We start from the raw sequence: 25,793 nt of genomic DNA on the forward strand, positions 1-25,793 counted from the left end.
ATGAAAATTCTAAAAAAAGGCATTCTAAGTACTTTTCAAGATAAAGGAAGGTTTGGTTATCAGTCCGTTGGTATTAATATTGGTGGAGTCATGGACAATCTGAGCTTCAGATTGTTGAATATGATTTTAGGAAATCATTCAAATGAAGCGGCTTTAGAAATCCATTTTCCAGGTCCACATATTGAATTTGAAGAATTTTGTTTTTTTGCCATAACAGGTGCTGAATTTAATGCTACTTTGAACCAAAAATTGCTTACAAAGAATAAAATATATAAAGCAAAGCCTGGTGATCATTTGGTCTTTAAACATAAATCCAATGGAGAAAGGCTGTATTTCGGTGTTAAAGGTGGCCTTGAAGTTCCTGATTGGTTGAATTCAAAATCATCCAATTCTCAATTAAATTTCCCAGAGTTTTGTCAAAATTTGGCTTTAAATAATAAAGTTGAGTTAGCAATTGACCGTACCCAATACGGAGTGTCTTTCAATTACAACTTTACCAGTAAAATAATAAGATTTGTACCCAGTTTTGAATTTGAAAAATTAGATATTGCATCGAAGAAAAATCTTTTAAATTCAGATTTTTTAATCACTAAAGACTCAAATCGCATGGGTTATAGATTAAGCGGAGAACCCATGGTCCTACTGGAAAACAAGGAAATGGTTTCTGCCTCAGTTACAAAAGGTACCATTCAGCTTTTGCCTGATGGGCAGTTGATTGTTTTGATGGCTGATGCCCAAGTGAGTGGTGGATATCCTAAATTAGGCTTTGTTATTGAAAACGACGTTTCCAAGTTATCTCAGCTTGGTTTTCAATCAAAGATTGAGTTTGAAATGGTCAGCTATGAGCACGCAGTTAAAATTATGCTGCAGACCGAAAAGTCTTTTGATCTGATAAAAAAATCATTAAAACTTCGTGAAAAAGAAAATTGATATCAACTGTGACATGGGAGAATCTCTTGATTTTCTCCATTCGGGGCATGATGAAGCACTCATGACTTTCATAACTTCTGTAAATATAGCATGCGGTTTTCATGCTGGAAATGAGGAGATTATGCTAAAAACTGTTGAGAATGCACAAAAATATAAACTCAATATTGGAGCTCATCCAAGCTTTGATGATAAGGAAAACTTTGGTAGAAATGAAATGGATTTAGATTTCGAGGAAATTAAAGAACTCATACTTAAACAATTGAATATTTTGGACAAGGTACTGAAAGCGAAGGACTTAAAAATGCACCATGTAAAGCCACATGGAGCTTTATATAACATGTCAGCAAAAAAATCAGAATATGCTAGAGCAATTGCCGAGGCTGTTTTTGAGTTTAATAACGAATTAATTTTGTTTGGTTTGTCAGGTAGCCTAAGTATTTCTGAAGCTAAGAAAATTGGACTTAAAACTTATGATGAGTGCTTTTCTGATCGATCTTATATGTCAAATGGATCGTTGTCTCCTAGGAGTTTAGAAAATGCATTAAAAGTGGATGTTGAAGAAGTAAAAAAGCAGACCCGATCACTGGTAGATGGGTCTGCTTTTAGTACTTTAGACGGAAATTTTATTAAAATCAATTGTGATACCATTTGTATTCACAGCGATACTCCTAATGCTTTGGTATTTGCAAAAGCTATTTATGATATTGCAAAATAAAAATATTACTTCATCAATTGGCCACTGATAGTCAGCAATTCAAGTTGCGATATTTTCACATTAAACTGAGCACTTACCAAACGATTCAAAACGGTGTTGTAACGTGTTTGAGCATCATTTATTTCTAAAATAGTAGACGAACCCAGTTTGAATTTTTCTAATGAAATAGAAAGGTTTTCAGCCGCTATTTCTTTATTTTCCTTTTCTAATTCTAACAGTTTTTTATCAGTTTCATATTGGAAATATGAAGTAGTAAGTTGATTTTCAATTCTATTGAGTAAATCTGCTTTTTGTGCTTGGATTATTTCTCCATTGATTTTCGATGACTGAATATTTCTATTGATAAGTTGACCGTCAAAAATCCTCCATGATGCAGATACGCCAGCATTTAAGCCCACTGATTGGTTAAAAGTAATCAAACCCGCATTGTTTGAGTTAAAATTGTATCCAAATGAACTGTTCAAATTGATTCTTGGCTTTTTAAACGAACTCGCTTCTTTTTGACTCAGTAAGTTAATTTCCTCCGTTTTTTTCAAATTCAAGAATTCAGGATTCTGTGATTTTGCTTGATCTATCAAAAAAGACAAATCATACATAGGACTTGCAATCTGTTCTTTTTCCACTTCAAAATCTATCTTTGGATCACGTCCAAGAACACCGTTTAGGCTGATTTTTGCATTTTTTAGTTGATTGCTGTTGTTGGTAAGATTTGTCAACTGGGTACTTAAATCAGCTTTCGACTGCAAGTAATCTAATTTGGAACCTCTACCTATTTGCCATCTTTCTTCTGTAATTTTGAGCCTTTCTTCATAATATTTTATGATTTCATTTAAATATTCCTCAGTGTTCTGCAATCTTTGAATATCAAAATACACTTGCATAACATTGCTCAAAGTATTTTGTATAGCCAGCTGCTGTTGAATTTTAGATTGTTGCCCCTGAGTTTTAAGTCTCTCAAAGACAGTCTGCATTCTTCTCCCGTCATAAAGGGTATATGCCAAGGCCAAATTGCTGATAGGAGAAAGAGATCTACCAAAACGATTGATAACTCTCCCGTCTACAAAGTTCTGGTTTACTTGATTGAAAGAAGAGCTAAAACTCGTGTTCCAGTCTATTATCGGAGACATTCCTGCATTTGCCTTAAAAATTTGATTCTGAGCAAGTTCTACTTGTTTTTCAGATACTTTCAAACTAAAATTGTTTTCTAAAGCATATTTTTGAGCGTCACTTAATTTTAATAAACCCTGTGATGATGCTATGTATCCAATTAGTAGTAAAAATACTACTTTAACTATTGATTTTTTCATATATAATGTCAAGCTTCAGCCATTTCTTCAATGGCTTTCATTCTTTCAAAGTTTTTCTTTTTACTTAAATAAATATACATGGCAGGGATTACATAAAGTGTCAAAATCAACGACACAAGCAATCCACCGATAACTACAATACCCATTGAACGTCGACTAGACCCCGCTGAACCCAAAGCCAAGGCAATTGGCAATGCTCCAAAAGTGGTTGCCAAAGTTGTCATAAGAATGGGTCTTAAACGTAAAGTTGCAGCCTCAACTGCGGCTTTGGCCTTTGGATATCCTTTTTCTTGCAATTGATTTGCAAATTCCACAATCAATATTCCATTTTTAGTAACCAAACCTATCAACATAATCATACCAATTTGGCTGAAAATATTAAGTGTCTGATCAAATAGCCAAAGTGATAAAACGGCTCCAGCTATAGCCAAAGGCACAGTAAACATGATGATTAGTGGGTCAACGAAACTTTCAAACTGAGCTGCGAGAATCAAGAAAACCAAAATAAGTGCAAGTCCAAACGAGAATAATGTATTCGATGAGCTCTCCGCAAAGTCTCTTGAGGAACCTGTTAGTGCAGTTCTTACTTTTTCATCACCTAATTTATCTCTAATCTCATCCATGGCTTTTATGCCGTCGGCAATGGTTTTTCCTGGAGTTAAGCCTGCTGATACAGTGGCACTCATATAACGGTCATAATGGTATAATTGTGGTGGACTACTATTTTCCTCCACTTTCACTATATTATCTAACTGAACGAGTTCGCCTTGGCTGTTTTTTACAAACATGCTTTTGAGGTCAAGTGGCTCATTTCTGTCACCTCTTTCAAACTGCCCAATTACTTGGTACTGCCTTCCATTCATAGTAAAATAACTAAACCTCTGACCTGCGAAAGCCAATTGCATGGTTTGTGCAACATCAGCTACCGCTACTCCTAAGCTTTTCGATTTTTCTCTGTCTATTTTAATTGAAAGCTCTGGTTTACTGAACTTGAGGTTTACATCTGTAGTAGTAAATACTGGGCTTTTTTGGACTTCGTCCATGAATTTTGGAAGATATTCCCTAAGTTTTGCGAAGTCAGGAGCCTGTATTACGTATCCTACAGGCAAACCACCACGTTTGTTAACGGCAATGGTTTGTTGTTGATTAACAAATGCTCTAGCGTCTGGTAATTTCTTGAGTAAGTTGGAAACTACTTCTGAAACTTCTGCTTGTGATTTTGTTCTTTGGTCTTTTGGATAAAGTGCTATTCTACTGAACCCTGTATTTGAAGCCCCCGAACCACCAAATGACGGGGCAGTCATGGTCATTACACCAGCAAGTTCTGGAACTGAATCTTTCATCATCTTACCAGCTTTCTGAATATATTTGTCCATATAATCATAAGATGAACCCTCTGGGCCTGTGAATTGAACTTGCAATGCACTTCTGTCATCTAATGGTGCCAGTTCAGATTTTAATTCTCCCCAGAAAAAGTAAACCATTCCAAAAATGACCACCATAATAGGCATAACCAACCATTTCTTGGTCAAAAAATTCAGAAGGCTGCTCTTATAATTGGACTCCATGCCTTCAAAAAATGGCTCTGTCATGTTATAAAACTTCGACTTTTTGATAGTTTTTCTATTCAAATAAGCATTCAGCATAGGAGTCAATGTGAGCGACACAAAGGCAGAAATAAGAACCGCACTGGAGAGCACCACGCCGAACTCTCTGAAAAGCTTTCCAACAAAACCTTCCATGAAAATAACAGGTAGAAATACCGCAGCAAGTGTAATCGATGTAGAAATTACAGCAAAGAAAATCTCATTGGCACCTTTAACAGATGCCTCAATAGGATTCATTCCTTCTTCTATTTTCTTAAAAATGTTTTCTGTAACCACAATTCCATCATCTACAACCAAACCTGTAGCTAAAACGATGGCTAAGAGTGTAAGTACATTTATAGAGAAACCGAAAATGTACATGATAAAAAATGTACCAACTAAAGACACGGGAATGTCAATCAGTGGTCTAACTGCTACAATCCAATCTCTAAAAAACAAGAAAATAATTATAACCACCAAAATAATGGCAATAGCAAGAGTTTCCACAACTTCCTCAACCGACTGCTTCACAAAAGTGGTATAGTCTAATATAGTACCTAGTTTAATATCAGGAGGTAATGTCTTTTCGATTTCTGCCTTCCTTTTGTAAACTTCTTTGGCTATATCTAAATAGTTAGCACCAGGCTGTGGTTGAACAGCAATTCCGCACATAGGAATCCCGTTCCACCTTAGTATGGTTTCAAGGTTTTCGGCCCCAATTTCTGCGTATCCAATATCTCTAAATTTGATAATTCTATCGCCAATATTTTTAACTATCATATTGTTAAAATCTTCGGCATTGGTAAATCTACCAACCGTTTTTACTACAAGTTCAGTATTGGTACCTTGAAGTTTTCCAGAAGGCAATTCCACATTTTCTCTATCCAATGCAGATTTTACGTCTTGTGTAGTTACACCCATTGACGCGAGTCTGTTAGGGTCCATCCAAAGTCTCATGGCATACCTCTTGAAACCCCAAATACGTATTTCACTTACACCTTCAATGGTCTCCAAACGAGGAGAAACTACGTTTTCGGCATAATCACATACATCCAATATGTTTCTTGAATCACTATTTAGGGATAAAGATAGGATAGTTTCAGCGTTTGCGTCAGCTTTCCTTACCGTTGGTAAGCCATCTAAATCTCTAGGCAAAATAAATGCAGCCTGAGAAACTTTATCTCTCACATCGTTGGTGGCTTTCTCCATGTCCACATCAAGATTAAATTCTATAGTAATGTTAGAATTTCCTTGATTAGAACTAGAACTTACCGATCTAATTCCTTCAACACTGTTTAGAGCTTTTTCCAGAGGTTCAGTTATTTGCGACTCTATGATGTCGGCATTTGCTCCAGGATAACTGGTACCCACGTTAACGATTGGAGGATCGATCGACGGATATTCCCTTACACCTAAATATTGATAGCCAATGAACCCAAACAATAGTATGAGTAGGTTCATTACAATTGCCAAAACTGGCCTTTTGATTGATAAGGTTGATATTGACATAATTAATTGTTTTTAGTAAATACTGGACTTCCTGCTTTTAATGTCATTAATCCACTAGTAATTAATGAGTCTCCCACGCTTAATCCGCTCAAAACCTGTAAATTGCTGGCATCTCTTAGGCCAGTGATTATATTCACTTCTTCTGCTTTGCCATTTCTTTTTACAAATACTTTTTTACCGTCTGCTACAGGAATAACCGTTTCGGTTGGTATCATAATAGATTGCGATGTACTTAAATTCAACAAAACTTTTATAAACATACCTGGCATTAGATTATTTCCACTATTTTGTGAGATGGCACGCACTTTCAAAGTTCTTAGAGCCTCATCTACTTTCGGATCAATGGCAACTATTCTGGCAGAGTATTCATTATTTGATCCATCTGTTTGAAATTGAATTACTTTTCCAAGCTTAACTTCAGAAACATATTTTTCAGGAACAGTAAAGTCCAATTTAATTGGATTGAATTGGACAATAGTCGAGATCACTGTAGCTGGAGTTACGTAAGCTCCTAAAGAGATATTTTTTAAGCCTACCTTTCCAGAGAATGGAGCTCTAATTTCAGTTCTCTCCAATTGTACTTTTAATAGGTCTTTGTCTGCTTTAAGTGTAAAAACTCTGTTTTGCGAAATTTCGTATTCTTCTCTACTTATCGCATTAATGTCTAATAGTTTCTTCTGACGTGCTTCTATTTGATCAGCAAGTTTTTCCTCCAATTCTATTTTTCTTAATTGAGCAAGAATGTCATCGTCTTTGATTTTGGCTATTAAATACCCTTTTGGAACTACCGAGCCTTCGGGAATGCTGAGTTTTACAATTTTACCTGAAATTTCACTCTTTACTTCTACTTCTTCATTGGCAATTGTAGTTCCCGAAGAAAAAACTGTTTTTTGAGAATTTCCAAGGCCTATTACGATAGTAGTTACCCTCATAGGTTTAGTATCGCCGCCCTTTCCAGCTGCAGCCGCATTTCCTGGTTTTTTGTCTCCAGGTTTATCAGATTTTTGTTCAGAGCTTCCGTTAAAAAAGAAAATTTTACCTAAAATCAAGGCTAAAATCAAGCCAGCTGCTATTAAAAGAGGACGCATATGTGTTGTCTTAAATGGTTTTTTGCTACAATAACTATAAAAATGGCCAAAGTCAAACTATAGAATGGATAAGGCTTACATTTTTATAGACAAAAATAAGTTATTAAGAAACTAATAACAAGCCGTTTTTTTATTTGTCTTTTTTTGTCTTTATTTGATTTTTGTAAGCTGAATATACCTCATTTATGTTTAAAAAATCAGGAAAAGAGATAATGGCCGCTGCCTTATTGATGGCAACTTCCGCTATTGGCCCAGGTTTCTTAACCCAAACCACCGTTTTTACTGAAAAACTCCTATACAATTTTGGATTTGTTATCATTGTGTCCATAATAATTGACGTGGTCGCACAGGTTACCATTTGGCGAACCTTGACTTTCTCAAATCTCAAAGCCCAACAATTAGGAAATATTTTGCTTCCAGGATTGGGAAACCTTTTGGCTGTTTGTGTGGCATTTGGAGGCTTGGTTTTCAATACGGGCAATTTCGCTGGGGCGGGTATGGGTATTAACGCCATGTTTGAGATACCCAATGAATGGGGGATCTTAATCACCGCCATAATTGTTTTCTATCTTTTTTTTTCTGAAAATAGCCTTAAAAAATTGGACTATGTGGTAAAATTCTTAGGTATTTTAATGTTGGTTTTGATTTGCATAATGATTTTTACAGCCCAAGTAGATTTCGCAAAACTAATTGGATTTAGCCTTTTACCCGAAGTTTTTGATGTTAAATCTACCATTACACTTATAGGCGGCACTGTTGGCGGGTACATCACATTTGCAGGAGCTCAACGACTTATGGATGCAGGATTGGTAGGAGAGGAATATTCATCTGAAGTTATTAAAAGTGCCTCAATAGGAATTCTTTTTACAGGCGTCTTAAGGTATTTTTTGTTTATTGGCACACTCTCTGTTATACTTACTGGCTTGAGCTTAGATGCAGCAAATCCAACGGCATCTGTATTTACTGCAACTTTTGGCAGTGCGGGCAAAGTGCTTTTCGGTCTCATGATTTGGGCTGCTTCAATTACTTCAGTTATTGGAGCTACTTACACTTCAATTGCATTCCTGAAGGACTTTCACCCCGTTTTTGAACAAAAAAAGAAGTTATTTGCTTTAATATTTGTTTTGGTTTCTGTTACTGTTATCCTAGTTTTTGGAAAACCCGTGAACTTGCTACTTTTCGCTGGTTATATCAATGGATTCATTTTGCCGGTTGGCCTAGCAATAGTTTTATTAAGTATTAGAAATAAAAGTATATTCAAAAAGTTTAAATATCCAGTTTTCCTACAGTTTGTAGCTTGGATGATTTTATTGATATTGTCTGGCTTTGCAATATATAGCCTGTTTTGAATTTTATTTTAATCTAATCTATTCCTTTAGAAATATTTTTGTCCTAAATTTGTAGAAAAAAAGAAGAATAATATGTTTGGATATCAATTTCCCACTTGGTTACCTATTTTGTTTTTTGTTTTGTTGCTTTCTGGTGCATTTGTGATTGGCAAATGGTTGGTTAAAAACGATAGAGATTACAAAGGAATAGGAAGAAAGTAATTTTATATACTTTTATTGAAAAATCCCTTCACTCAAATGGTAAATATTTGCGTTGGGGATTTTTTTATGGATTACTCTAGCCATTATGCTGCTTCTGATGCCATTGGAACACACTATTACTAAATTTTCTTTGGTTGCAATTTCTGCTATTCTGTTCGTAATTTCATGGGCAGGAATGTTGATACCACCAATATTTTTCTCCAAAAATTCTTCCCGCTCCCGAATATCTACAACAAGGAAATTTTTCAATTTTTCAATTTCAAAAAGTTCGATTTCAATAATTTGTTTCATCACAATAAATTTTCGTCAGCAAAGCTAAAATACCCATTGTCAGTAAAAATAATATGATCCGATAACGTTATATCTAGAATTTCCGCTCCGTCTTTTAGCATTTTCGTGAGTTTTTTATCCGCTTCGCTTGGTTTTAGATTTCCACTTGGGTGATTATGGCTAATGATAATAGAACATGAAAGTTGCTCTAAGGCCCGTTTAAAAATCATTTTTGGATCTGCAACTGTACCTGTTACACCTCCAGAACTTATCTGAATCACCTTTATTACTTCAAGGTTTCTATTCAGACAAATCATCCAAAACTGCTCATGATTGAGATCCATCATGAACGGTTTCAAAATATCATAAGCTTCTCTGGAAAATTTAACCTTTTCTTTTTTTACTTTTTCGGTATCCTTTCTTCTTCTTGCCAGCTCCATGGCTGCTACTATACTTATCGCTTTTGCTTCACCGATTCCTTTAAATTTCATGAGTTCAGAGATACCCATTTTTGCAAGTTCATTGAGATTATTTCCGGTAGACTGCAATATTAGTTTGGACAATTCCACAGCAGACATTTCTCGATTCCCAATTCCAATCAAAATCGCTATTAATTCTGCATCTGAAAGGCTGTTTTTACCTTTGTTTAATAGTTTCTCTCGTGGCTGATCATCTTCAGCCCAGGCCTTTATACCAGATTTTAAGTTGTAGGACATGTTTTGTTATGTTTTTTTAATAAAACTAAACAAAAAAAGGCTGACTTAAAAAAGTCAGCCTTCAAAATAATATTTTAGAAAAATTAAGCCGCCAAAGCATTTACATGCTTAGTCAATGAAGACTTAAGGTTAGCTGCCTTATTTTTGTGAATTACATTCTTACGAGCCAATTTATCAACCATTGAAGAAACTGCTTTCAACAATGTAGACGCCTCAACAGCATCTTTAGAAGCTCTCAATTTTCTGATAGCTGTTCTAGTAGTTTTATGTTGGTAACGGTTTCTTAAACGTTTTGCTTCGTTTGATCTAATTCTCTTTAATGCTGACTTATGATTTGCCATCTGAAATATTTAATTAATTCTTATTTGTCTATTCTTTCGGACTGCAAAATTAAGAAATTATTTCGGAATCTAAAAAAATATCTAGAAAATATTCCCTAAAGATTTAAGTTTTCATTGATTTGTTGATTTTAGACATGCTTTTGAGATATTTTCAACCTGATTTGCCTAAATTTGTTCTCTATAATTAATCATTATCATTAACAATGGCAAAAAAACTAGGCCTTATTTTGTTGATATTCGTTGGGTTTTCCTGCAAAATATCACAAACCAATAAAAATTACACACTTGTTCCAGATTCTATTTTTGAATTTTTCCAGTATGAAAAATCAAAAAAAGCGATGGTTTCGGTACACCGAGGCGGAGGTGAATTGAAAAATTTACCTGAGAATTGCCTCGAATCGTTTGATTATATTTCCAAAAAAATGCCTTGTATAATCGAGTGTGACATAGAAATGACCAAAGATTCGGTGATGATATTGATGCATGATAAATCACTTGATCGTACTTCTACTGGAAAGGATTTGGTCTTTAAAAATACTTTTGAAACTTTAAGAAAACTCAAATTAAAGGACAATTTTGGAAATGTGACTGATTATAAAATACCAACTTTGGAAAAAGCATTAAAATGGGGGAAAAACAAAGTTATTTTCACCCTAGATGTAAAAAAAACGACGCCCTTCAAAAAGGTGATAGAAATGGTAAACCAGCAAAATGCACAAAACTATGCGGTGATTATAACTTACAATGCCAATGAGGCTATTGAAGTATACAAAATAGATCCCAATTTGTTGATTTCTGTTAGTATTATGCAATTGTCTGATTATGAAAGGCTTAGTGAGGCTGGAATTCCTGATAAAAACATGGTGGCATTTATAGGCACCAGAGAACCCAAACCAGAGCTCATAGATTTTTTGCATAATAAAGGTATAATGTGTATCTTGGGAGTATTAGGCAATTTAGACAAAAAAGCTGCTGCCCGTGGTGATGAATATTATAAGACCTTTATTGACCAAGGTGTGGATATTTTTGCCACAGACCGCCCAGAAGCTGTATATGGAATAATAAACAAACTATAGAAAATGAAAAAACTCGTAACCCTATCCCTATTAATGGGCTTATCACAAGTTCAAATTGTGGCTCAAACAAACATCAAACAAGCCATCGAACTCAAATCTAAAGAAATTGAGCAAAAAGTTATCGCTTGGCGTAGAGACTTCCACGAGCATCCTGAGCTTGGAAATCAGGAATTTAGAACTGCAAAAATCGTTGCAGACCATTTAAGGTCTCTTGGAATTGAAGTTACTGAAAACGTAGCTTTTACTGGAGTTGTAGGTATTCTTAAAGGAGGAAAACCCGGCCCAGTTATGCTTTTGAGAGCAGATATGGACGGTTTGCCTGTTACCGAAAGAGTGGATGTACCATTTAAGTCTAACGTTAAAGTAACTTATAATGAACAATCTACGGGTGTTATGCATGCATGTGGACACGATAGCCATGTGGCCATTTTGATGGGTACAGCTTCAGTGCTGGCAGGCATGAAAGACCAAATAGCTGGAACTGTAAAATTTGTTTTTCAGCCTGCAGAAGAAGGTGTTACAGATAAAAGCATAGCTTTTGGAGCCGATGGAATGATAAAAGCTGGTGTTTTGGAGAATCCCAAAGTGGATGTGGCTTTTGGATTACATATCAATTCTCAAACGCCTGCGGGTATGATTGTATACAAGCCAGGACCAACTCTTGCAGCTGTGGACGAACTTAATATCAAAATCAAAGGTAAACAAACTCACGGGGCTTATCCTTGGGAGGGTATTGATCCTATCGTAACTGCTTCACAGATAGTTATGGGCTTGCAGACTATTGTTTCAAGAAGCGTAAAGCTTACTGAGGCACCAGCTGTCGTGACTGTCGGAGCTATTCATGGAGGTATTAGAACTAATATAATTCCTGAAGAGGTAAAGATGATTGGTACTATTAGGACGTTGGGCAGGGAACAAAGGATATTGGTGCATAAAAGAATAGCAGCAATAGCTAAAAGTATTGGCGAAGGTGCTGGTTGTGAGGTAGATGTAAATATTGTCAATGGATATCCGGTTACCATTAATGATGAAGAACTAACAAAAATGATGGTTCCTACGCTCTTCGAATCGGCTGGAAATAATATGGTTAAAGAAGTTCCTGCTTCTATGGGAGCCGAAGATTTCAGCTATTTTCAAGAAAAAGTACCTGGATTTTTCTTCTTTTTAGGAGGAATGGATCCCAAAAAGTCTTCTAGCGACGCTGCTCCACATCATACACCAGATTTTTATTTGGATGAATCGGGTTTTACGGTAGGAGTTAAAACATTTTGTAATTTGGTTTTCAATTATCCTGCTCTTAAAAATCCAGCTCCTGTTTCAACAGCGACTGGTAAGAAAAAAACAAAATAAATGGCCGCTGAATTAGTAGAGGTATTTCCAGATAATCCTGATTATAGGGTTATTGACAAAATTGTAAGCTGTTTAAAAAACGGTGGGGTAATCATTTATCCCACCGATACGGTTTATTCTATGGGCTGTGATTCTAGTAATGTAAAAGCTGTAGAAAGGCTTTGTAAACTCAAAAATATAAAGCCAAGTCAGAATAAATTCTCTATCGTTTGTAGTGATTTGAGAGATATTTCTACGTATGCCAAAGTTTCGAATGAAGCATTTAGGCTGATGAAAAGATTACTTCCAGGGCCTTTTACATTCATTATGCCTTCTACAGGCGATTTGCCCAAAATACTACAAACCAATAGAAAAACTATTGGAATCAGGGTGCCAGACCATAAGGTTCCCAATCTGATTATTCAAAAATTAGGTCATCCCATTATCACAACTTCGGTTAAGGACGACATTGATGACATTGTGGAATATCCGAATGAAATAGAATTACTATTTGACCAAAATCAGCACAAAGTAGATATGATTGTAGATGCTGGTTGGTGTGGGGTTATTCCATCTACAGTGGTTGATGCCACTGAAAGTTCTAATATTCATGTGCTAAGGGAAGGTTTAGGAGAAGTCGGAGATATTTAAACATCCTTCATGCTCAAAGCGATTCTTTTTCTTTGAATATCTACTTCAATTACTTTTACAGTGACTTTTTGATGCACTTTTACCACTTCATTGGGGTCTTTTATAAATCTATTGGCCAGATTCGATAAATGGATCAAGCCATCTTGGTGAACGCCAATATCTACAAAACATCCGAAAGCTGTTATGTTGGTCACTATTCCTGGTAAAACCATGTTGGTACGCAGGTCTTTAATGTCATTTACATTACCAAATTCAAAACTTTCCAGTTGTTCTCTTGGGTCACGACCTGGTTTTTTTAGTTCATTCAGAATATCATTAAGCGTTGGCAATCCAACTTCTTTAGTCACATATAATTTCGGGTCAATACTTTTTTGAAGATTCTGGTTTTCAATAAGTTGCCTCAAAGTAGTGTTCAAGTTTTTGGCCATTTTTTCTACTAAATGATAACTCTCTGGGTGTACAGCTGAATTATCTAAAGGATTCTCTGCTCCATGAATTCTGAGAAATCCAGCTGCTTGTTCAAATGCCTTTTCGCCTAATCTCGGAACAAGTTTTAGATCTTTTCTGCTTTTAAATTTACCATTTTTGGTCCTATAATCTATGATATTTTGAGCTATAGAAGGGCCAATACCTGACACATAACTCAACAAATGTTTGCTGGCCGTATTCAATTCCACGCCAACAAGGTTTACACAAGACTCAACTGTGACATCTAACGATTCCTTAAGGTATTTTTGGTCCACATCGTGCTGATATTGTCCTACTCCAATGGATTTTGGGTCAATTTTTACCAATTCAGCCAATGGGTCCATCAATCTTCGTCCTATAGAAACAGCCCCTCGAACCGTCAAATCTTTATTTGGAAACTCTTCCCTGGCAATTTCGGATGCGGAATAAATAGAGGCCCCTTGCTCTGAAACTACGACTGTCATGACAGATTTCCCTTTTTCGAATGAAGAAAGAGCATTTTTCACAAAACTTTCAGTTTCTCTACTTGCGGTGCCATTTCCAATTGCTACCGCTTCTATTTTATGTTTTTCTACCAATGCTCTTACAATTGCTGCAGATTCCTGTTGTTTGGTTAATGGGAAAATGACCAAGTCTTCTATTAAATCACCCAATTCGTTCAAAACAACAGTTTTGCAACCTGTTCGAATACCTGGGTCGATAGACAAAACCCTCTTTTGGCCTAAAGGAGCGGAAAGTAACAGTTGTCTTAGGTTTCCAGTAAAAATTTGAATCGCCGCCAAATCGGCTTTCTCTTTGAGTTTATTATCAAATTCTTTCTCCAAGCTTGGAAGCAGTAGTCTTTTGAGAGAATCTTGTAAAGCTAAGCCTACTTGCTCCTTTGGCTCGGTAAATCCTTGTAAATAAATCCTTTCCAATACATCTATGGCATATTCAAGTTCAATATCAATGCCCACCTTTAGAAAGCCCTCTTCTTCGCCTCTTTTTATAGCCAGATATCTATGTGATGGGATTGTTTTACCCGCTTCTGAATAATCAAAATAGTCTTTGTATTTTACTGCTTCATTTTCTTTGCCTTTTTTGAGTTTGGAGCTTAAAATTCCACTTTTCTCGAAGATATTCCTAATTTTATTTCGGGCATTTATGTCTTCATTTATCCATTCTGCAATAATATCTCTTGCTCCAGCCAGAGCCTCAGCAGTATTTTTAACTTTTTCAGAAATGTACTTTTTACCAATAGTTTCTATATCTCGATCTTTTTGACCAAAAATAATCTTTGCTAAAGGCTCAAGACCATTTTCTATGGCTATGGTTGCTCTGGTTTTCTTTTTTTGCTTGTAGGGTAAATAAATATCTTCCAATTCATTCACAAAAAGTGTATTTTTTAATGAATTTTCAAGTTCAGGTGTTAACTTTCCTTGTTCTTGAATGGATTTTAATATCGCTTCCCTTCTTTTGTCTGCTTCTAAAAATTTCTCATGAAGTTTCTTAATATCCAATATTTCTACTTCGTCCAGGCTCTCGGTTACTTCTTTTCTATATCTTGCGATAAAGGGTACTGTGGCACCGTCTACCAACAATTCAACTGTTTTGGTGATTTGAGATGATCTAAGTTTGAGCGTTTCGCTTGAATATTGAATTTGTTTTGCGGTCATTCCAACTATTTGTTTTTATTTTTGGTCTTCTTTACAAAAATCAGAAGATTTTCTCGAAAACAAGTTTACCAATTGGGTTTATTTTTCAAGAAATTCGCAATTGCCTGATTGATATTAAATTATAAACTGGACATCCTATGAAAAACATTTTCGCCATCTTTTTATTGATATTCTTGGTTTCATCTTGTGATTTTATAAGTCCAGAGTCGAAATCTAAGGCTGATTTGTCAAACATAACCATCAAGTCGGGTCAAAGTTTTGGATTTTGCGTAGGTAAATGTCATACCGAAATGATCATTAAAGGCCAAAATGTGGAGTTCTTTGTGAAAGAGCGTAATTTTGAAACAGGGGTGTTGGAAAACAAAGAATACACTTATAATGAAGTTCTTACCAAAGAAAAATTAGATAAAATCAGTAATTTGATTGAAGTTGAGAAGTTTTTTAAGCTTGATGAGGTTTTTGGTTGCCCAGACTGTGCAGATGGAGGATCGGAATGGATAGAAATTACAACCTCAGATGACAAAACCAAGAAAGTGACTTTTGAATTCGGAAGAAATGTTCCTGAAATAGAAAAATTGATTAAATTGCTTCGTGAAGAGCGAGAAGCTCTGAATTCTAAGTACGCGAAACAATAATTGATGTTCGAATTTGATTTTCTTGTGATTGGAGGCGGTGCTGCAGGTTATTTTGCAGCTATTAATGCCGCTCGTAATTTTCCAAATATTAAAATTGCCATTTTAGAGAAAAATCGTGAGGTTTTACAAAAAGTAAAAGTCTCTGGAGGCGGAAGATGTAATGTAACGAATGCCATTACAGAGCCATCAGAGTTGATAAAAAACTACCCCAGAGGTCACGAGTTTTTGTTGGAACCCTTTGAACGATTTGGTTCTAAAGATGTTTTTAGCTGGTTTGAAAAACGTGGAATTAGGCTCAAAATAGAAAAAGATGGCAGGGCTTTTCCTGAAAGTAATTCTTCGCAAACTATCATAGATTGCTTTTTGTATGAATCCACCGGTATCAGGCTCTTTACTTCAGAAAGAGTGGAAAATATTGTGAAAAAGGGAAGTTTTTGGGAGATTTCGACCAATTCTGAGAAAATTTTTACTACCAAAAAAATACTGATAGCAACTGGCAGTGACAAAAGAATTTGGGAGATTTTAAATAATATGAATATAAAAATATCTCCGCAAGCTCCATCTCTTTTTACTTTCAATATTAAAGACGAAAAGCTCAATGAACTTCAAGGGGTAAGTTTTCCAAACGCTACCGTCCGAATACTGAATACTGAATTTGAGCAATCTGGTCCTTTGCTGATTACCCATTGGGGTTTATCTGGCCCTGCGATTTTAAAATTATCAGCTTGGGCTGCTTTAGAATTGAAAGCCAAAGACTACATTTTCAAGATTACCGTAAATTGGCTTCCTGAATTACAAAAAGATAAAGTTTTGAATGAATTTCGATTGAATCTCGAATCAAATTCAAAGAAAAATGTATTGGCCAATCCCATGTTTGGTCTTACCGCACGGTTTTGGAAATATATATGCGAAAAATCGGGTATAGCGGAACATCAAAAATGGGCGGAGACGGGTAAAAAGCACTTTCAAGCTTTAGCTGAAAACCTGCTTTCAGCAAAATATGAAGTCAATGGGAAAAGTACTTTTAAAGAAGAATTTGTGACAGCTGGAGGTATAGAATTGTCAGAAATTGAGTCAGAAACTTTTGCCTCTAAAAACCATGAGAATTTATTTTTTGCGGGTGAAATATTAAATATTGATGCAGTTACAGGTGGTTTTAACTTTCAAGCTGCTTGGACTGGCGGTTGGCATGTGGCAAAAAGTTTAGGATTTTGAGCATAAACTTCCGAAAATCATTGCAAATAAACTAATTCCAAATCCAAAAACTGCAGGAGGTAGACCTAAATCTATATTCATTGCAAATAACCAAGAAGTTGTACCCAAAATCATAGATAAAATTGCTCCTATATTATTGGCTTTTTTCCAATAAAGACCTGCTGTCAGAGGTACAAAAAGTGCCACCAAACTCAAGGCAGAAGCTTCGCCTACCAGTTCATAGATGTTGGTTTTTACAAAAGTCATAGAAACAGCAATAATAGTAATTACTATGGTAGAATATCTCATTATTTTTAATAAATCCTTGTCTTTTAATGACTTGCCGAAATAAGGTTTTATTATGTTTTCGGCCACGACAGTAGCCGGTGCTAAAATAGCAGCACTACAAGTACTTAAAATAGCCGAAATCAATGCACCAAAGAAAAGAATTTGCACAAAAAGATTGGAATGAGCCAATACCAATTCAGGAATAAACATTTGATTGTCAGCTTTTAAAAGCTCAGGATGTGAAACTGAACCAAATAATACCACTGATAAGGGAAGAAATGCCACGCTCAGATACATAAATGCGGATATAACAGATCCTCTCACAGCCGTGTTTTCTGATTTTGCCGACAAAACCCTCTGAAAAACATCTTGTTGGGGTATTGAACCCCAACCAATGGTTATCCAAGCCGAAAAGTACAATAGCCAAGCGTTTAAATTATTCTCCTTGGGAATCATCCTAAAAAAATCTTTTGGCATTTTTGATTTTAAATTGCTCAGCCCGCCAGAGTGGTCATAAAAATAGTAACTTAAATATGCCAAACCTCCTACAATCATAACGGTTTGGATGGTATCTGTTATAGATATTGACCACATACCACCAACAAATGTGTAAAAAAGTACGATAGATGCACATATTAGAACGCCATAAATCAAAGGAAGCCCTGAAACGGATTGTAAAATAATAGCCAAAGCAATTAATTGAGCTGCGATCCAACTGAAATAGGAGGGAATCATAAAAAAAGCCGAAATAACTTCCACCTTTTTGCCAAATCGCAGTCGGAAGTAATCACTGAAGGTATAAAGTTTGAGTTTGTAGAGTGGCCTTGCGAAGAACAAGCCAATGAGTAATAAACACAAAGATGCTCCAAAAGGATCTTCGATTACCCCTAATAAACCATTCTCGAGGAATTCTGACGATGCACCCATAACGGTTTCTGAACCAAACCACGTGGCAAACAAGCCAGAAGCTACAACGTAAGTAGGCATTTTTCTACCTGCCAACACATAGTCTTGCGAGCTTTTAACAAACCGAGAAGAAAACCATCCAATCAAAATGGTAATAAAAAGATATATTCCTATAAAAATTAATAACATGAAACGAAATTGCGAAGTTTTTAAGAAAAAAAATGTAAATTTGACATCAAAAGTAAAACATTATAAATATTCTCTTTAAAAGTGACCCATTTAATTGAACGATTTACTGAGCATTTAAAAAAAGGAAAGTATAATTCTGCTACTATAGCTGCCTATCGAAACGCTATTTTTGTTTTTTATAACCATTTCAGAGATTATCCACAAAGTAAAATTACCGATGAACTAATTTCTAATTATTTATTGGGCTTATCCAATAATAAGAACTCTAAACACGACGCAATTCAATCTGGAAAAGCCATTAAATTGTTTTATGAGGTTATTTTTAGCAAAAAACTAAATCTAAAATCTACCGGAAAAATCAAAGAAGATCAGGTTATTGATGTTTTATCCCATGAGGAATTGTTCCAATTGTTTAATGCCATTAAGAATATCAAACACAAACTTCTTTTGTTGTTTGTGTATAATAATGGGCTAAAAGTCAATGAAATAATAAACCTGGAAGTTGAGGACGTAGATATTGAAAATAACACCATTACAATAAAAAACGACAATCCCAAAAGAACGAGGGTGTTGAGACTTTCACCAAATCTAAATTGGCACATAGAAAAATACAAATTGAAACATAATCCCAAAAAAGTATTTTTTCCTGGATCAGGTGGAGAAGGCTACTATTCAGCTCGTAATATTCAGTTATTTTTTCAAAAAGCATTGGCAGATGCTGGATTAAATAAGCATGCCACGCTGAATACGCTTCGACATAGTTTTGCTGTACATTCGTTAGAGATGGGCATGGATGTACACATTTTACAACGAATTTTAGGACACAGCAATATTCAAACCACCACGGTTTACAATCAGTTTGTAAAAGTTAAGATAGAATCACTAAGAAGCCCCTTAGAAAATATTGAGATTTTGGGTTAATTTTTTTCTTTCCTCAAGCTATCGATATCAATTTTTTGATGTTTGAGAGCGTTGGTTTCTAAGTCAATGTATTCTTTTCGCTTTTTGGAAATATCTACAGCGGCATATATGGCATGCAACATTGAGCTTGCGTCTGCCTGGTTTTTTCCCGCTATGTCAAAACCTGTTCCGTGATCTGGTGAAGTACGAATACCCATCATACCAGCTGTAAAATTCACTCCAGTTTCAAATGCAAGCATTTTAAAAGGAGTTAAGCCTTGATCGTGGTACATGGCCAATATTCCGTCAAATTTTTTAAAATTTCCTGTTGCAAAAAAACCATCTGTAGGAAATGGTCCCATAACTAAATTGCCATGTTTTTTGAATTCTTCAATAACTGGATTTATGGTATTTATCTCTTCATCTCCCAATAAACCGTTTTCTCCTGCATGTGGGTTGAGGCCTAAAACAGCAATCTTAGGCTTTGTAATTCCAAAATCTATTTTAAGAGATTCTATCATTATTTTCAATTTGGAAGTAATCAGGTCTTTTGTTAACTTCTTCTTTACCAAGTCAATTGGAATGTGTCCGGTTACCACACCAATCCTTATTTCTTCCGAAATCATAAACATTAGAACGTCTTTTTTTTCAAATTCTTTGGCTAAATATTCTGTATGGCCAGGAAAGGTAAAAGAATCACTTTGAATATTTTCTTTAGAAATAGGAGCAGTAACCAAAGCATCAATTTCACCTTTTTTTAGGTCTTCTGTTGCTCTTTTTAAACATTCAAAAGCTAATTGTCCTGCTTTCGGATCTTTTTTGCCAAAATCTATTTCAAAAAACTCGCCTTTGCCACAGTTTATTAAGTTTGAATTTTTTGCATTCGCTTGTTTGGCTTCGCTTATAGTTACAAACTGCCAATGGTGTAAATCTACAAATTGCTTGTATTTGCTCAAATGTTTTCCAGACCCATAAATGATAGGATTGCAGATTTTATTAACTCTTTGTGTGGCCAAAGCCTTCAAGAGTACTTCGGGGCCAATTCCGTTTATATCGCCTATTGTGATTCCTATTTTTGGTAAAAATTCGTTCTCCATTTCTAAAATTTCAACATGTTTGTTGCAAAATTAGTAAATTTTTAACGCTGATTTTTGATTATTTCCATTGAAAGCGATTAATAGTTTCCTCAGAAATAGAAAGCGGTCATTTTAAATAGAAATATTAATTTTCAAGAATTAACAATTTATCAATATTGGCTAACGGTTATTGCTAATTTTTGAAACTTCAAAGAAGTTCTATTTTGTTTCTAGAAAGTTTAAGTTTTCCAATTTTCTCGAGTTGTTTGAGCAATCTAGATACTACTTCGCGAGATGTAGCCAATTCTGTTGCCAGTTCTTCATGCGTACAATAAAGTATCTTTGTACTACCAGAAACCTTTATTTTTTTCTTTATCAGAGATAGAAGCCTTTGGTCTAATTTATTGAAAGCAATGCAGTCAATGGTTTCTAAAAGGCTATCAAAGCGTTTTTGATAAGTTTGAAATACAAAAACTTTCCATGTATTGAATTTGCACATCCATTCTTCAACTTTCTCAAAAGGGAAAGACAATAATTTGGTATTTTCATCGGCATAGGCAGAAATATCGCTGATTTTTGATGAAAGACAACAAGTAAGAGACATGGCACAACTATCAAGACCAGATAAGTGATAAAGTAGCATTTCTTTGCCGTCTTTATCCTCTCTTAGAATTTTGATTGTACCTTCTAAGATTATCGGAACGGATTTGATATATCCGCCTGCTTTCATTAGATAACTTCCAGCTTCTATTTCCTGATATCTTCCGAATTTTTGCATCTCAGCCAAAAGTTCGTGCTCAAATAAACCCTTGAAGTGTTTTTCGTAAAAATCGATTTCTTTCTGCATAATTTGCCTTTGATTTACAAAAATAACAAAGTTTCAAAAAAAAAGCCTTCCGAAGAAGGCTTTAATTATTATGCATTTTGTTGATTCATAACTTCGGTTTGTTTCCGAATAGACTCCATATGTATCAGTTTGAATAACTCCTCCACAACTTCTGGGTATAGATTCAGGCTTTTTGCCCAGTCTGCACGTGATTCGTGAACTTGTTTCCATCTATTTAGTTGAAGTACAGCCACGTTGTTGTCTCTCTTGTATTCGCCCAATTGCTCTACAACAGACATTCTGCTTGCCAACACTTCTAATAATTCTCTATCAAGATTGTCTAATCTTTCTCTCAATCTATCCAATTCACTTTGGAAATCGCTTCCATAAGTTGCTTTTCTAAATTCGATTGACTTTAACATTTCTGCCAAAGCATCTGGAGTCAACTGCTGCGAAGCATCTGACCATGCTTCGTCAGGGTTTCTGTGAGATTCAATGATTAAACCGTCATAGTTTAAGTCCATGGCTCTTTGCGTAAGTTCAGCCAAATATTCTCTTTTTCCTGCCATGTGGCTAGGGTCACCTATCATTGGAATTTGTGGGAAGAATGTCTTAAATTCAACCGCTATTTGCCACATTGGAGAGTTTCTGTATTTTGTTTCTTGTGCGTTTGAGAAACCTCTGTGTATGGCTCCCATTTTATTGATACCTGCACCAGCAATTCTTTCAAATGCACCTAACCACAAAGCTAAGTCTGGGTTTACAGGGTTTTTGATTAATACTGGAATGTCCACGCCTTTAAGCGAATCTGCAAGATCCTGAACATTAAAAGGGTTTACTGTAGTTCTTGCACCAATCCAAAGAACATCAACTCCATATTTCAATGCTAACTCAACGTGTTGAGGAGTGGCCACTTCAACTGCGGTTTTCAATCCAGTTTCAGCTTTAGCTTTTTGTAACCAAGGAAGTGCTTCTTCGCCTTTACCTTCAAAACTACCCGGTCTTGTTCTTGGCTTCCAAACACCAGCACGCAAAATATGAGCAAAACCGTTGTTGGCTATGCCACGAGCTGTTTCCAATACTTGTTCCTCTGTCTCTGCACTACATGGCCCGGCTATAATAAGAGGCTTTCCACCGGTGTTTACCCAACTATCTAAAGGTAAAACATCTAAATTTGCTTTCATCTGTATTTAATTAAAAAAAACCGACACTATGGTCAATTGTATATCCCTAAACATTATTATTTAAATCCTAATAGGTATCTTTGCAGCCTTATCGACAAACATTCATATAAATGAAACGCCTAGAAATTGATTTTTCAGACACAAAAATTGCCTTTGAAAACCAAAGTATCGAAAAACTCAAAAAGAACTATGCTATTTTTGCTCTAATGAACCAAAATTGGCTCGTAAAGATAGGTACTTTTTTTATTAAAAACAGTTTAAAATTTGGTTTGCCTATAAAAAAATTAATAAAAGTAACCATTTTTGAACTATTTTGTGGTGGAGAAACCATAGAAGATTGTAAAAATACTATTCAAACACTTAATAAATTTTCAGTAGGTACTATTTTGGATTATTCCGTTGAAGGAGAAGATGATGAGGATAGTTTTGATGCCACTGAAAAGGAAATATTGGATTCTATTTCCTATGCAAGTTTACACAAAAGTGAAATTCCATTTTCGGTTTTTAAGGTTACAGGGATAGGTTCAAGAGATTTATTGACTAAAGTTCAACAAGCCAATGAGCCACTTTCGGATTTGGAAAAGCAGAATTGGAATAATTTTAATAGACGCTTTGAAACTATTTGTCATAAAGCAGCTAAATCTCAAATTAGATTATTCATTGATGCAGAAGAAACGTGGATTCAGTCAGTAATTGATGGTTTAGTGCTAGATATGATGGAGAAGTATAATATAGACGGCAAAACTTTTATTTTCAATACCTATCAGTTGTACAGAAATGAAGGTTTGGCAATATTAATGCACCATATATCTCAAGCGAAAACCAAAGGTTTTAAAGTTGGTGCTAAATTGGTCAGAGGTGCTTATATGGAAAAGGAGAGAAGAAGAGCTGAGGAAATGAAATATCCCGACCCTATCAACGAAAATAAAACCAAAACTGATGAGCAATTTAATCTCGCTTTGGAAGCTTGTTTTGATCATATAGATGTAGTAAGTGTTTGTTCTGGAACACATAATGAGGCAAGTTGCAAACTTGGAATAGATTTGATGAACAAAAAAGGTTTGGATTCTGGAGATCAACATGTTTATTTTGCTCAACTTTTGGGAATGAGCGATAATATCTCCTACAATTTAGCAAAAAAAGGCTTTAATGTAGCAAAATATGTTCCTTATGGTCCAATTGAGGCTGTAATGCCGTATTTATTTAGAAGAGCCGAAGAAAACACCTCAATTGCGGGTCAAAGTAGCAGAGAGTTTTTGTTATTAAAAAAAGAACTAAAAAGAAGAAGTAAAGAAAAAGTATGAAATTATCTTATAAGTATTTTCTATTCACCGTCTTATTAATTATAATTGATCAAGTACTCAAACTCTGGATGCATTTTGTGGTAGTTCCACAGCATTTTGGGAATATTGACTTGATTCCTGACTTTCTAAAATTACATTACGTTACCAACCCTGGAATGGCGTTCGGAATAGAACTCGGTGGGGATTATGGCAAATTGATATTAACAAGTTTTAGGCTTGTGGCTATGGTGGCGATTGGATGGTATCTCAATCATCAAGCACAAAAAACTCCCGAAAATGGCCTTTTGTGGGCTATTGGAGGCATTTTGGCTGGAGCCATAGGCAATTTAATCGACAGTATTTTTTATGGCGTTTTGTTGAAAGGAAACGTCGCAGATAGTGCCTCAACACCGTGGTTTCATGGGCAAGTAATAGATATGTTTTATTTTAATTTCTTGGATGGTGTTTGGCCAGAATGGGTTCCAATTGTAGGCGGAAATTACCACTTAACGCCTATTTTTAATTTTGCCGACGCATGTATTTTTTGTGGAGTGGCGGCAATCTTAATATTCCAGAAGAGATTTTTGGAAATGAAACCGTTAGATGACGAATTTGTTAAGCATTTGACCGAGGAAGAGACAACAGATAATATTGATAACAACCAGAAATCAGAAGAAATATGAATTTTACAACTCAAAACACCTTGAAATATCTAAAAATAGGCGTGGCTTTGTCTATTCTTACTGCTTTGTTTATGTCTTACCAAATACCTCAAAGTTTTTATAAAACCTTTAAGTTAATCTTTTTAATATTATCATTATTGGGTATGTTCTTGATTATGAACTACAAATCAGAAAAGCCCAAAAGAGTTTGGAATATAGTTTTAAGTTTATTTATCTTAGCTTTAGCGGTTTTAACATTCATGGAAAAGTCTTAATTTGACATGGATACAAAAGCAAAAAAGCCTGATAATTTCCAAATTATCAGGCTTTTTTGATGAAAAGTCGACTATTCTTTAACCTTTCTTGGTATTATTAACTTTTCTCCTCTTTCTGCAAAGTTCTTTGTTTTTCCGTTTGCGTTCATGATAGCTTCAACACTTATATCATATTTTTTGGCAACAACCTTTAAAATATCTCCTGGTCCAACGATATGGTATCCTTGAATAGGCACAATTAGTTTCGTAATGCCTACCTTTATTCCGTTTGCTTCAACTCCAGGGTTTAGCTTTTTCAAAGTATTGGCCGAAACATTGAATTTATTGGCAATTCCGTAAAAAGTCTCGCCATCCTTTACCGTATGAGATAACTTTTCTCCGGTAATATTTACAGGTTTATTATCATCTTTATTTTCTTTAACCGCTTCCTTGCTATCTGTTTTTGGTTGTTCTGCAGGAAGAGAGGCTGATTCAAGAACCATTGTGGTATCAGTATCCACAACTATAGAGTCTTGCATTTTTTCAACAACTACTGGTTCTTGATTTAGGTCGGTCACTTTAGAAGCATCATCAGACATTAAATGCCATCCTGCATAAAGCAATAAACAAATTATTCCTACAAGTACTAGCAACACTGCCATCGGCAGTCCACTATTTGGGGTTTCTGGTTTGGGGTTTCTGTCTTCAAATTCCATTATTTTGCACTATTTAATTCAACATTCATTTGATTTACTTTCTCTTTTAATTCCTCCTTATAATTGTGTAGTTTTTTTCTTAAACTGCTATCAGCGGTACTCATAATTTGAATTGCTAGTAATCCAGCATTCATGGAGGCATTGAGAGCTACAGTGGCTACAGGTACACCGTTAGGCATTTGAAGAATGGACAAAACAGAATCCCAGCCATCTATAGAGTTACTTGATTTTACAGGCACTCCAATTACTGGTAATATGGTGCACGAAGCAACCATTCCCGGTAAATGAGCGGCTCCACCAGCTCCGGCTATTATTGCCTTTAATCCTCTTCCTTCAGCTTCTGAAGCATAAGACACCATTTTTTCAGGTGTTCTGTGGGCTGAAACTATTTCTATCTCATATTTTACCTGAAACTTCTCTAATATATCTACAGCACCTTGCATAACTTTAAGGTCTGAAATGCTTCCCATTATTATACCTATCATATAT

26 protein-coding genes are annotated in these 25,793 nt (G+C 35.3%); 13 read left to right on the plus strand and 13 right to left on the minus strand.

All coding sequences use genetic code 11. From position 1 onward, the window contains the following. Positions 1 to 930, plus strand: a complete 930-nt coding sequence (locus EGI24_RS16405) for a biotin-dependent carboxyltransferase family protein (protein ID WP_255049618.1) — start codon at positions 1 to 3, stop codon at positions 928 to 930. Continuing rightward, on the plus strand, positions 914 to 1,645 hold the full coding sequence (locus EGI24_RS16410; RefSeq protein WP_255049619.1) for a 5-oxoprolinase subunit PxpA: 732 nt from the start codon (positions 914 to 916) through the stop codon (positions 1,643 to 1,645). The genes EGI24_RS16405 and EGI24_RS16410 overlap by 17 nt, the downstream gene beginning before the upstream one ends. A 5-nt stretch (positions 1,646 to 1,650) precedes the next feature. Here the strand turns inward: EGI24_RS16410 and EGI24_RS16415 are convergent, their stop codons facing one another. The 3 genes from EGI24_RS16415 to EGI24_RS16425 are packed head-to-tail and all read right to left on the minus strand — an operon-like array spanning position 1,651 to position 7,135. Then, on the minus strand, positions 1,651 to 2,952 hold the full coding sequence (locus tag EGI24_RS16415; protein WP_255049621.1) for a TolC family protein: 1,302 nt from the start codon (positions 2,950 to 2,952) through the stop codon (positions 1,651 to 1,653). Between the two features lie 8 nt (positions 2,953 to 2,960). Further along, the gene (locus EGI24_RS16420; protein ID WP_255049622.1) at positions 2,961 to 6,047 is read right to left on the minus strand and encodes an efflux RND transporter permease subunit; all 3,087 of its coding nucleotides are present in this window, start codon (positions 6,045 to 6,047) and stop codon (positions 2,961 to 2,963) included. A gap of 2 nt (positions 6,048 to 6,049) precedes the next feature. Then, positions 6,050 to 7,135 carry an efflux RND transporter periplasmic adaptor subunit gene (locus EGI24_RS16425; RefSeq protein ID WP_255049623.1) on the minus strand — a complete coding sequence of 362 codons (1,086 nt, stop codon included), beginning with the start codon at positions 7,133 to 7,135 and terminating at the stop codon, positions 6,050 to 6,052. Positions 7,136 to 7,320: 185 nt separating this feature from the next. Between EGI24_RS16425 and EGI24_RS16430 the strand changes: the two genes are divergently transcribed. Then, the gene (locus EGI24_RS16430) at positions 7,321 to 8,484 is read left to right on the plus strand and encodes an NRAMP family divalent metal transporter (RefSeq protein ID WP_255049624.1); all 1,164 of its coding nucleotides are present in this window, start codon (positions 7,321 to 7,323) and stop codon (positions 8,482 to 8,484) included. A gap of 72 nt (positions 8,485 to 8,556) precedes the next feature. Then, positions 8,557 to 8,685, plus strand: coding sequence for a hypothetical protein (locus tag EGI24_RS16435; RefSeq protein ID WP_255049625.1), 129 nt, complete (start codon positions 8,557 to 8,559; stop codon positions 8,683 to 8,685). Positions 8,686 to 8,697: 12 nt separating this feature from the next. Here the strand turns inward: EGI24_RS16435 and EGI24_RS16440 are convergent, their stop codons facing one another. From EGI24_RS16440 to rpsT, 3 genes are all read right to left on the minus strand, one after another. Then, complete coding sequence (locus tag EGI24_RS16440) at positions 8,698 to 8,976, minus strand: rhodanese-like domain-containing protein (protein ID WP_255049626.1); 279 nt, start codon at positions 8,974 to 8,976, stop codon at positions 8,698 to 8,700. Continuing rightward, positions 8,976 to 9,671 (minus strand): RadC family protein, encoded by a 696-nt coding sequence (gene radC / locus EGI24_RS16445; RefSeq protein ID WP_255049627.1) that lies wholly within the window; start codon positions 9,669 to 9,671, stop codon positions 8,976 to 8,978. The genes EGI24_RS16440 and radC overlap by 1 nt, the downstream gene beginning before the upstream one ends. An 83-nt stretch (positions 9,672 to 9,754) precedes the next feature. Beyond that, positions 9,755 to 10,012 carry a 30S ribosomal protein S20 gene (gene rpsT, locus EGI24_RS16450; RefSeq protein WP_255049628.1) on the minus strand — a complete coding sequence of 86 codons (258 nt, stop codon included), beginning with the start codon at positions 10,010 to 10,012 and terminating at the stop codon, positions 9,755 to 9,757. A 203-nt stretch (positions 10,013 to 10,215) separates the two neighbouring features. Between rpsT and EGI24_RS16455 the strand changes: the two genes are divergently transcribed. From EGI24_RS16455 to EGI24_RS16465, 3 genes are read left to right on the plus strand one after another with little or no spacing between them, the layout of a single operon-like run. Beyond that, a complete protein-coding gene (locus EGI24_RS16455; RefSeq protein WP_255049629.1) occupies positions 10,216 to 11,088 on the plus strand; it encodes a glycerophosphodiester phosphodiesterase family protein in 873 nt (290 codons plus the stop codon). A gap of 3 nt (positions 11,089 to 11,091) precedes the next feature. Next, complete coding sequence (locus EGI24_RS16460) at positions 11,092 to 12,438, plus strand: amidohydrolase (protein WP_255049630.1); 1,347 nt, start codon at positions 11,092 to 11,094, stop codon at positions 12,436 to 12,438. Beyond that, positions 12,439 to 13,068 (plus strand): L-threonylcarbamoyladenylate synthase, encoded by a 630-nt coding sequence (locus EGI24_RS16465; RefSeq protein ID WP_255049631.1) that lies wholly within the window; start codon positions 12,439 to 12,441, stop codon positions 13,066 to 13,068. It abuts the gene before it with no gap. Here the strand turns inward: EGI24_RS16465 and EGI24_RS16470 are convergent. Further along, entirely contained in the window at positions 13,065 to 15,191 is a 2,127-nt protein-coding gene (locus EGI24_RS16470) for a Tex family protein (RefSeq protein WP_255049632.1), read from the minus strand. The genes EGI24_RS16465 and EGI24_RS16470 overlap by 4 nt on opposite strands. 137 nt (positions 15,192 to 15,328) lie before the next feature. On the opposite strand from EGI24_RS16470, the gene EGI24_RS16475 reads away from it, so the two are divergent. Together EGI24_RS16475 and EGI24_RS16480 are read left to right on the plus strand one after the other, a co-directional pair. Continuing rightward, complete coding sequence (locus EGI24_RS16475) at positions 15,329 to 15,826, plus strand: hypothetical protein (RefSeq protein WP_255049633.1); 498 nt, start codon at positions 15,329 to 15,331, stop codon at positions 15,824 to 15,826. A 3-nt stretch (positions 15,827 to 15,829) separates the two neighbouring features. After that, on the plus strand, positions 15,830 to 17,041 hold the full coding sequence (locus tag EGI24_RS16480; protein ID WP_255049634.1) for an NAD(P)/FAD-dependent oxidoreductase: 1,212 nt from the start codon (positions 15,830 to 15,832) through the stop codon (positions 17,039 to 17,041). Here the strand turns inward: EGI24_RS16480 and EGI24_RS16485 are convergent. Further along, positions 17,030 to 18,403, minus strand: coding sequence for a sodium:solute symporter family protein (locus EGI24_RS16485; protein WP_255049635.1), 1,374 nt, complete (start codon positions 18,401 to 18,403; stop codon positions 17,030 to 17,032). The genes EGI24_RS16480 and EGI24_RS16485 overlap by 12 nt on opposite strands. A gap of 81 nt (positions 18,404 to 18,484) precedes the next feature. On the opposite strand from EGI24_RS16485, the gene EGI24_RS16490 reads away from it, so the two are divergent. Beyond that, positions 18,485 to 19,324 carry a tyrosine-type recombinase/integrase gene (locus EGI24_RS16490; RefSeq protein ID WP_255049636.1) on the plus strand — a complete coding sequence of 280 codons (840 nt, stop codon included), beginning with the start codon at positions 18,485 to 18,487 and terminating at the stop codon, positions 19,322 to 19,324. Here EGI24_RS16490 and pdxA read toward each other — a convergent pair. The 3 genes from pdxA to EGI24_RS16505 form a co-directional block, all read right to left on the minus strand. After that, positions 19,321 to 20,400: a 4-hydroxythreonine-4-phosphate dehydrogenase PdxA gene (gene pdxA / locus EGI24_RS16495; RefSeq protein WP_255049637.1), complete on the minus strand. Its 1,080-nt coding sequence runs from the start codon at positions 20,398 to 20,400 to the stop codon at positions 19,321 to 19,323. The two genes, EGI24_RS16490 and pdxA, sit on opposite strands and share 4 nt — an antisense overlap. A 187-nt stretch (positions 20,401 to 20,587) precedes the next feature. Then, positions 20,588 to 21,226 (minus strand): Crp/Fnr family transcriptional regulator, encoded by a 639-nt coding sequence (locus tag EGI24_RS16500; RefSeq protein WP_255049638.1) that lies wholly within the window; start codon positions 21,224 to 21,226, stop codon positions 20,588 to 20,590. A gap of 68 nt (positions 21,227 to 21,294) precedes the next feature. Further along, the gene (locus EGI24_RS16505; RefSeq protein ID WP_255049639.1) at positions 21,295 to 22,389 is read right to left on the minus strand and encodes a chorismate mutase; all 1,095 of its coding nucleotides are present in this window, start codon (positions 22,387 to 22,389) and stop codon (positions 21,295 to 21,297) included. A gap of 110 nt (positions 22,390 to 22,499) precedes the next feature. On the opposite strand from EGI24_RS16505, the gene EGI24_RS16510 reads away from it, so the two are divergent. Genes EGI24_RS16510 through EGI24_RS16520 form a run of 3 tightly spaced genes read left to right on the plus strand, consistent with a single transcriptional unit; the run spans position 22,500 to position 24,609 of the window. Next, positions 22,500 to 23,693, plus strand: a complete 1,194-nt coding sequence (locus tag EGI24_RS16510; protein ID WP_255049640.1) for a proline dehydrogenase family protein — start codon at positions 22,500 to 22,502, stop codon at positions 23,691 to 23,693. Next, positions 23,690 to 24,355, plus strand: coding sequence for a lipoprotein signal peptidase (locus EGI24_RS16515; RefSeq protein ID WP_255049641.1), 666 nt, complete (start codon positions 23,690 to 23,692; stop codon positions 24,353 to 24,355). Before EGI24_RS16510 ends, EGI24_RS16515 begins: the two co-directional genes overlap by 4 nt. Beyond that, positions 24,352 to 24,609 (plus strand): hypothetical protein, encoded by a 258-nt coding sequence (locus EGI24_RS16520; RefSeq protein WP_255049642.1) that lies wholly within the window; start codon positions 24,352 to 24,354, stop codon positions 24,607 to 24,609. Before EGI24_RS16515 ends, EGI24_RS16520 begins: the two co-directional genes overlap by 4 nt. Positions 24,610 to 24,680: 71 nt before the next feature. Here the strand turns inward: EGI24_RS16520 and EGI24_RS16525 are convergent, their stop codons facing one another. Both EGI24_RS16525 and purE read right to left on the minus strand, forming a co-directional pair. Continuing rightward, entirely contained in the window at positions 24,681 to 25,304 is a 624-nt protein-coding gene (locus EGI24_RS16525; protein WP_255049643.1) for a LysM peptidoglycan-binding domain-containing protein, read from the minus strand. Then, positions 25,304 to 25,789, minus strand: coding sequence for a 5-(carboxyamino)imidazole ribonucleotide mutase (purE, locus tag EGI24_RS16530; protein WP_255049645.1), 486 nt, complete (start codon positions 25,787 to 25,789; stop codon positions 25,304 to 25,306). Before purE ends, EGI24_RS16525 begins: the two co-directional genes overlap by 1 nt. Positions 25,790 to 25,793 lie beyond the last annotated feature (4 nt).

The organism is Lacihabitans sp. CS3-21 (genome assembly GCF_024343675.1).
Classification (GTDB): Bacteria; Bacteroidota; Bacteroidia; order Cytophagales; family Spirosomataceae; genus Leadbetterella.

Bases quoted from the DNA above. Each gene is read 5' to 3' on its own strand.
- rpsT (WP_255049628.1), bottom strand. From the start codon at position 10,012: ATGGCAAATCATAAGTCAGCATTAAAGAGAATTAGATCAAACGAAGCA.
- pdxA (WP_255049637.1), bottom strand. From the start codon at position 20,400: ATGGAGAACGAATTTTTACCAAAAATAGGAATCACAATAGGCGATATA.
- EGI24_RS16485 (WP_255049635.1), bottom strand. From the start codon at position 18,403: ATGTTATTAATTTTTATAGGAATATATCTTTTTATTACCATTTTGATT.
- EGI24_RS16510 (WP_255049640.1), top strand. From the start codon at position 22,500: ATGAAACGCCTAGAAATTGATTTTTCAGACACAAAAATTGCCTTTGAA.
- EGI24_RS16465 (WP_255049631.1), top strand. From the start codon at position 12,439: ATGGCCGCTGAATTAGTAGAGGTATTTCCAGATAATCCTGATTATAGG.
- EGI24_RS16420 (WP_255049622.1), bottom strand. From the start codon at position 6,047: ATGTCAATATCAACCTTATCAATCAAAAGGCCAGTTTTGGCAATTGTA.
- EGI24_RS16430 (WP_255049624.1), top strand. From the start codon at position 7,321: ATGTTTAAAAAATCAGGAAAAGAGATAATGGCCGCTGCCTTATTGATG.
- EGI24_RS16475 (WP_255049633.1), top strand. From the start codon at position 15,329: ATGAAAAACATTTTCGCCATCTTTTTATTGATATTCTTGGTTTCATCT.
- EGI24_RS16480 (WP_255049634.1), top strand. From the start codon at position 15,830: ATGTTCGAATTTGATTTTCTTGTGATTGGAGGCGGTGCTGCAGGTTAT.
- EGI24_RS16525 (WP_255049643.1), bottom strand. From the start codon at position 25,304: ATGGAATTTGAAGACAGAAACCCCAAACCAGAAACCCCAAATAGTGGA.
- EGI24_RS16505 (WP_255049639.1), bottom strand. From the start codon at position 22,389: ATGAAAGCAAATTTAGATGTTTTACCTTTAGATAGTTGGGTAAACACC.
- EGI24_RS16405 (WP_255049618.1), top strand. From the start codon at position 1: ATGAAAATTCTAAAAAAAGGCATTCTAAGTACTTTTCAAGATAAAGGA.
- EGI24_RS16520 (WP_255049642.1), top strand. From the start codon at position 24,352: ATGAATTTTACAACTCAAAACACCTTGAAATATCTAAAAATAGGCGTG.
- EGI24_RS16500 (WP_255049638.1), bottom strand. From the start codon at position 21,226: ATGCAGAAAGAAATCGATTTTTACGAAAAACACTTCAAGGGTTTATTT.
- EGI24_RS16470 (WP_255049632.1), bottom strand. From the start codon at position 15,191: ATGACCGCAAAACAAATTCAATATTCAAGCGAAACGCTCAAACTTAGA.
- EGI24_RS16440 (WP_255049626.1), bottom strand. From the start codon at position 8,976: ATGAAACAAATTATTGAAATCGAACTTTTTGAAATTGAAAAATTGAAA.
- EGI24_RS16455 (WP_255049629.1), top strand. From the start codon at position 10,216: ATGGCAAAAAAACTAGGCCTTATTTTGTTGATATTCGTTGGGTTTTCC.
- EGI24_RS16515 (WP_255049641.1), top strand. From the start codon at position 23,690: ATGAAATTATCTTATAAGTATTTTCTATTCACCGTCTTATTAATTATA.
- EGI24_RS16425 (WP_255049623.1), bottom strand. From the start codon at position 7,135: ATGCGTCCTCTTTTAATAGCAGCTGGCTTGATTTTAGCCTTGATTTTA.
- purE (WP_255049645.1), bottom strand. From the start codon at position 25,789: ATGATAGGTATAATAATGGGAAGCATTTCAGACCTTAAAGTTATGCAA.
- radC (WP_255049627.1), bottom strand. From the start codon at position 9,671: ATGTCCTACAACTTAAAATCTGGTATAAAGGCCTGGGCTGAAGATGAT.
- EGI24_RS16435 (WP_255049625.1), top strand. From the start codon at position 8,557: ATGTTTGGATATCAATTTCCCACTTGGTTACCTATTTTGTTTTTTGTT.
- EGI24_RS16460 (WP_255049630.1), top strand. From the start codon at position 11,092: ATGAAAAAACTCGTAACCCTATCCCTATTAATGGGCTTATCACAAGTT.
- EGI24_RS16415 (WP_255049621.1), bottom strand. From the start codon at position 2,952: ATGAAAAAATCAATAGTTAAAGTAGTATTTTTACTACTAATTGGATAC.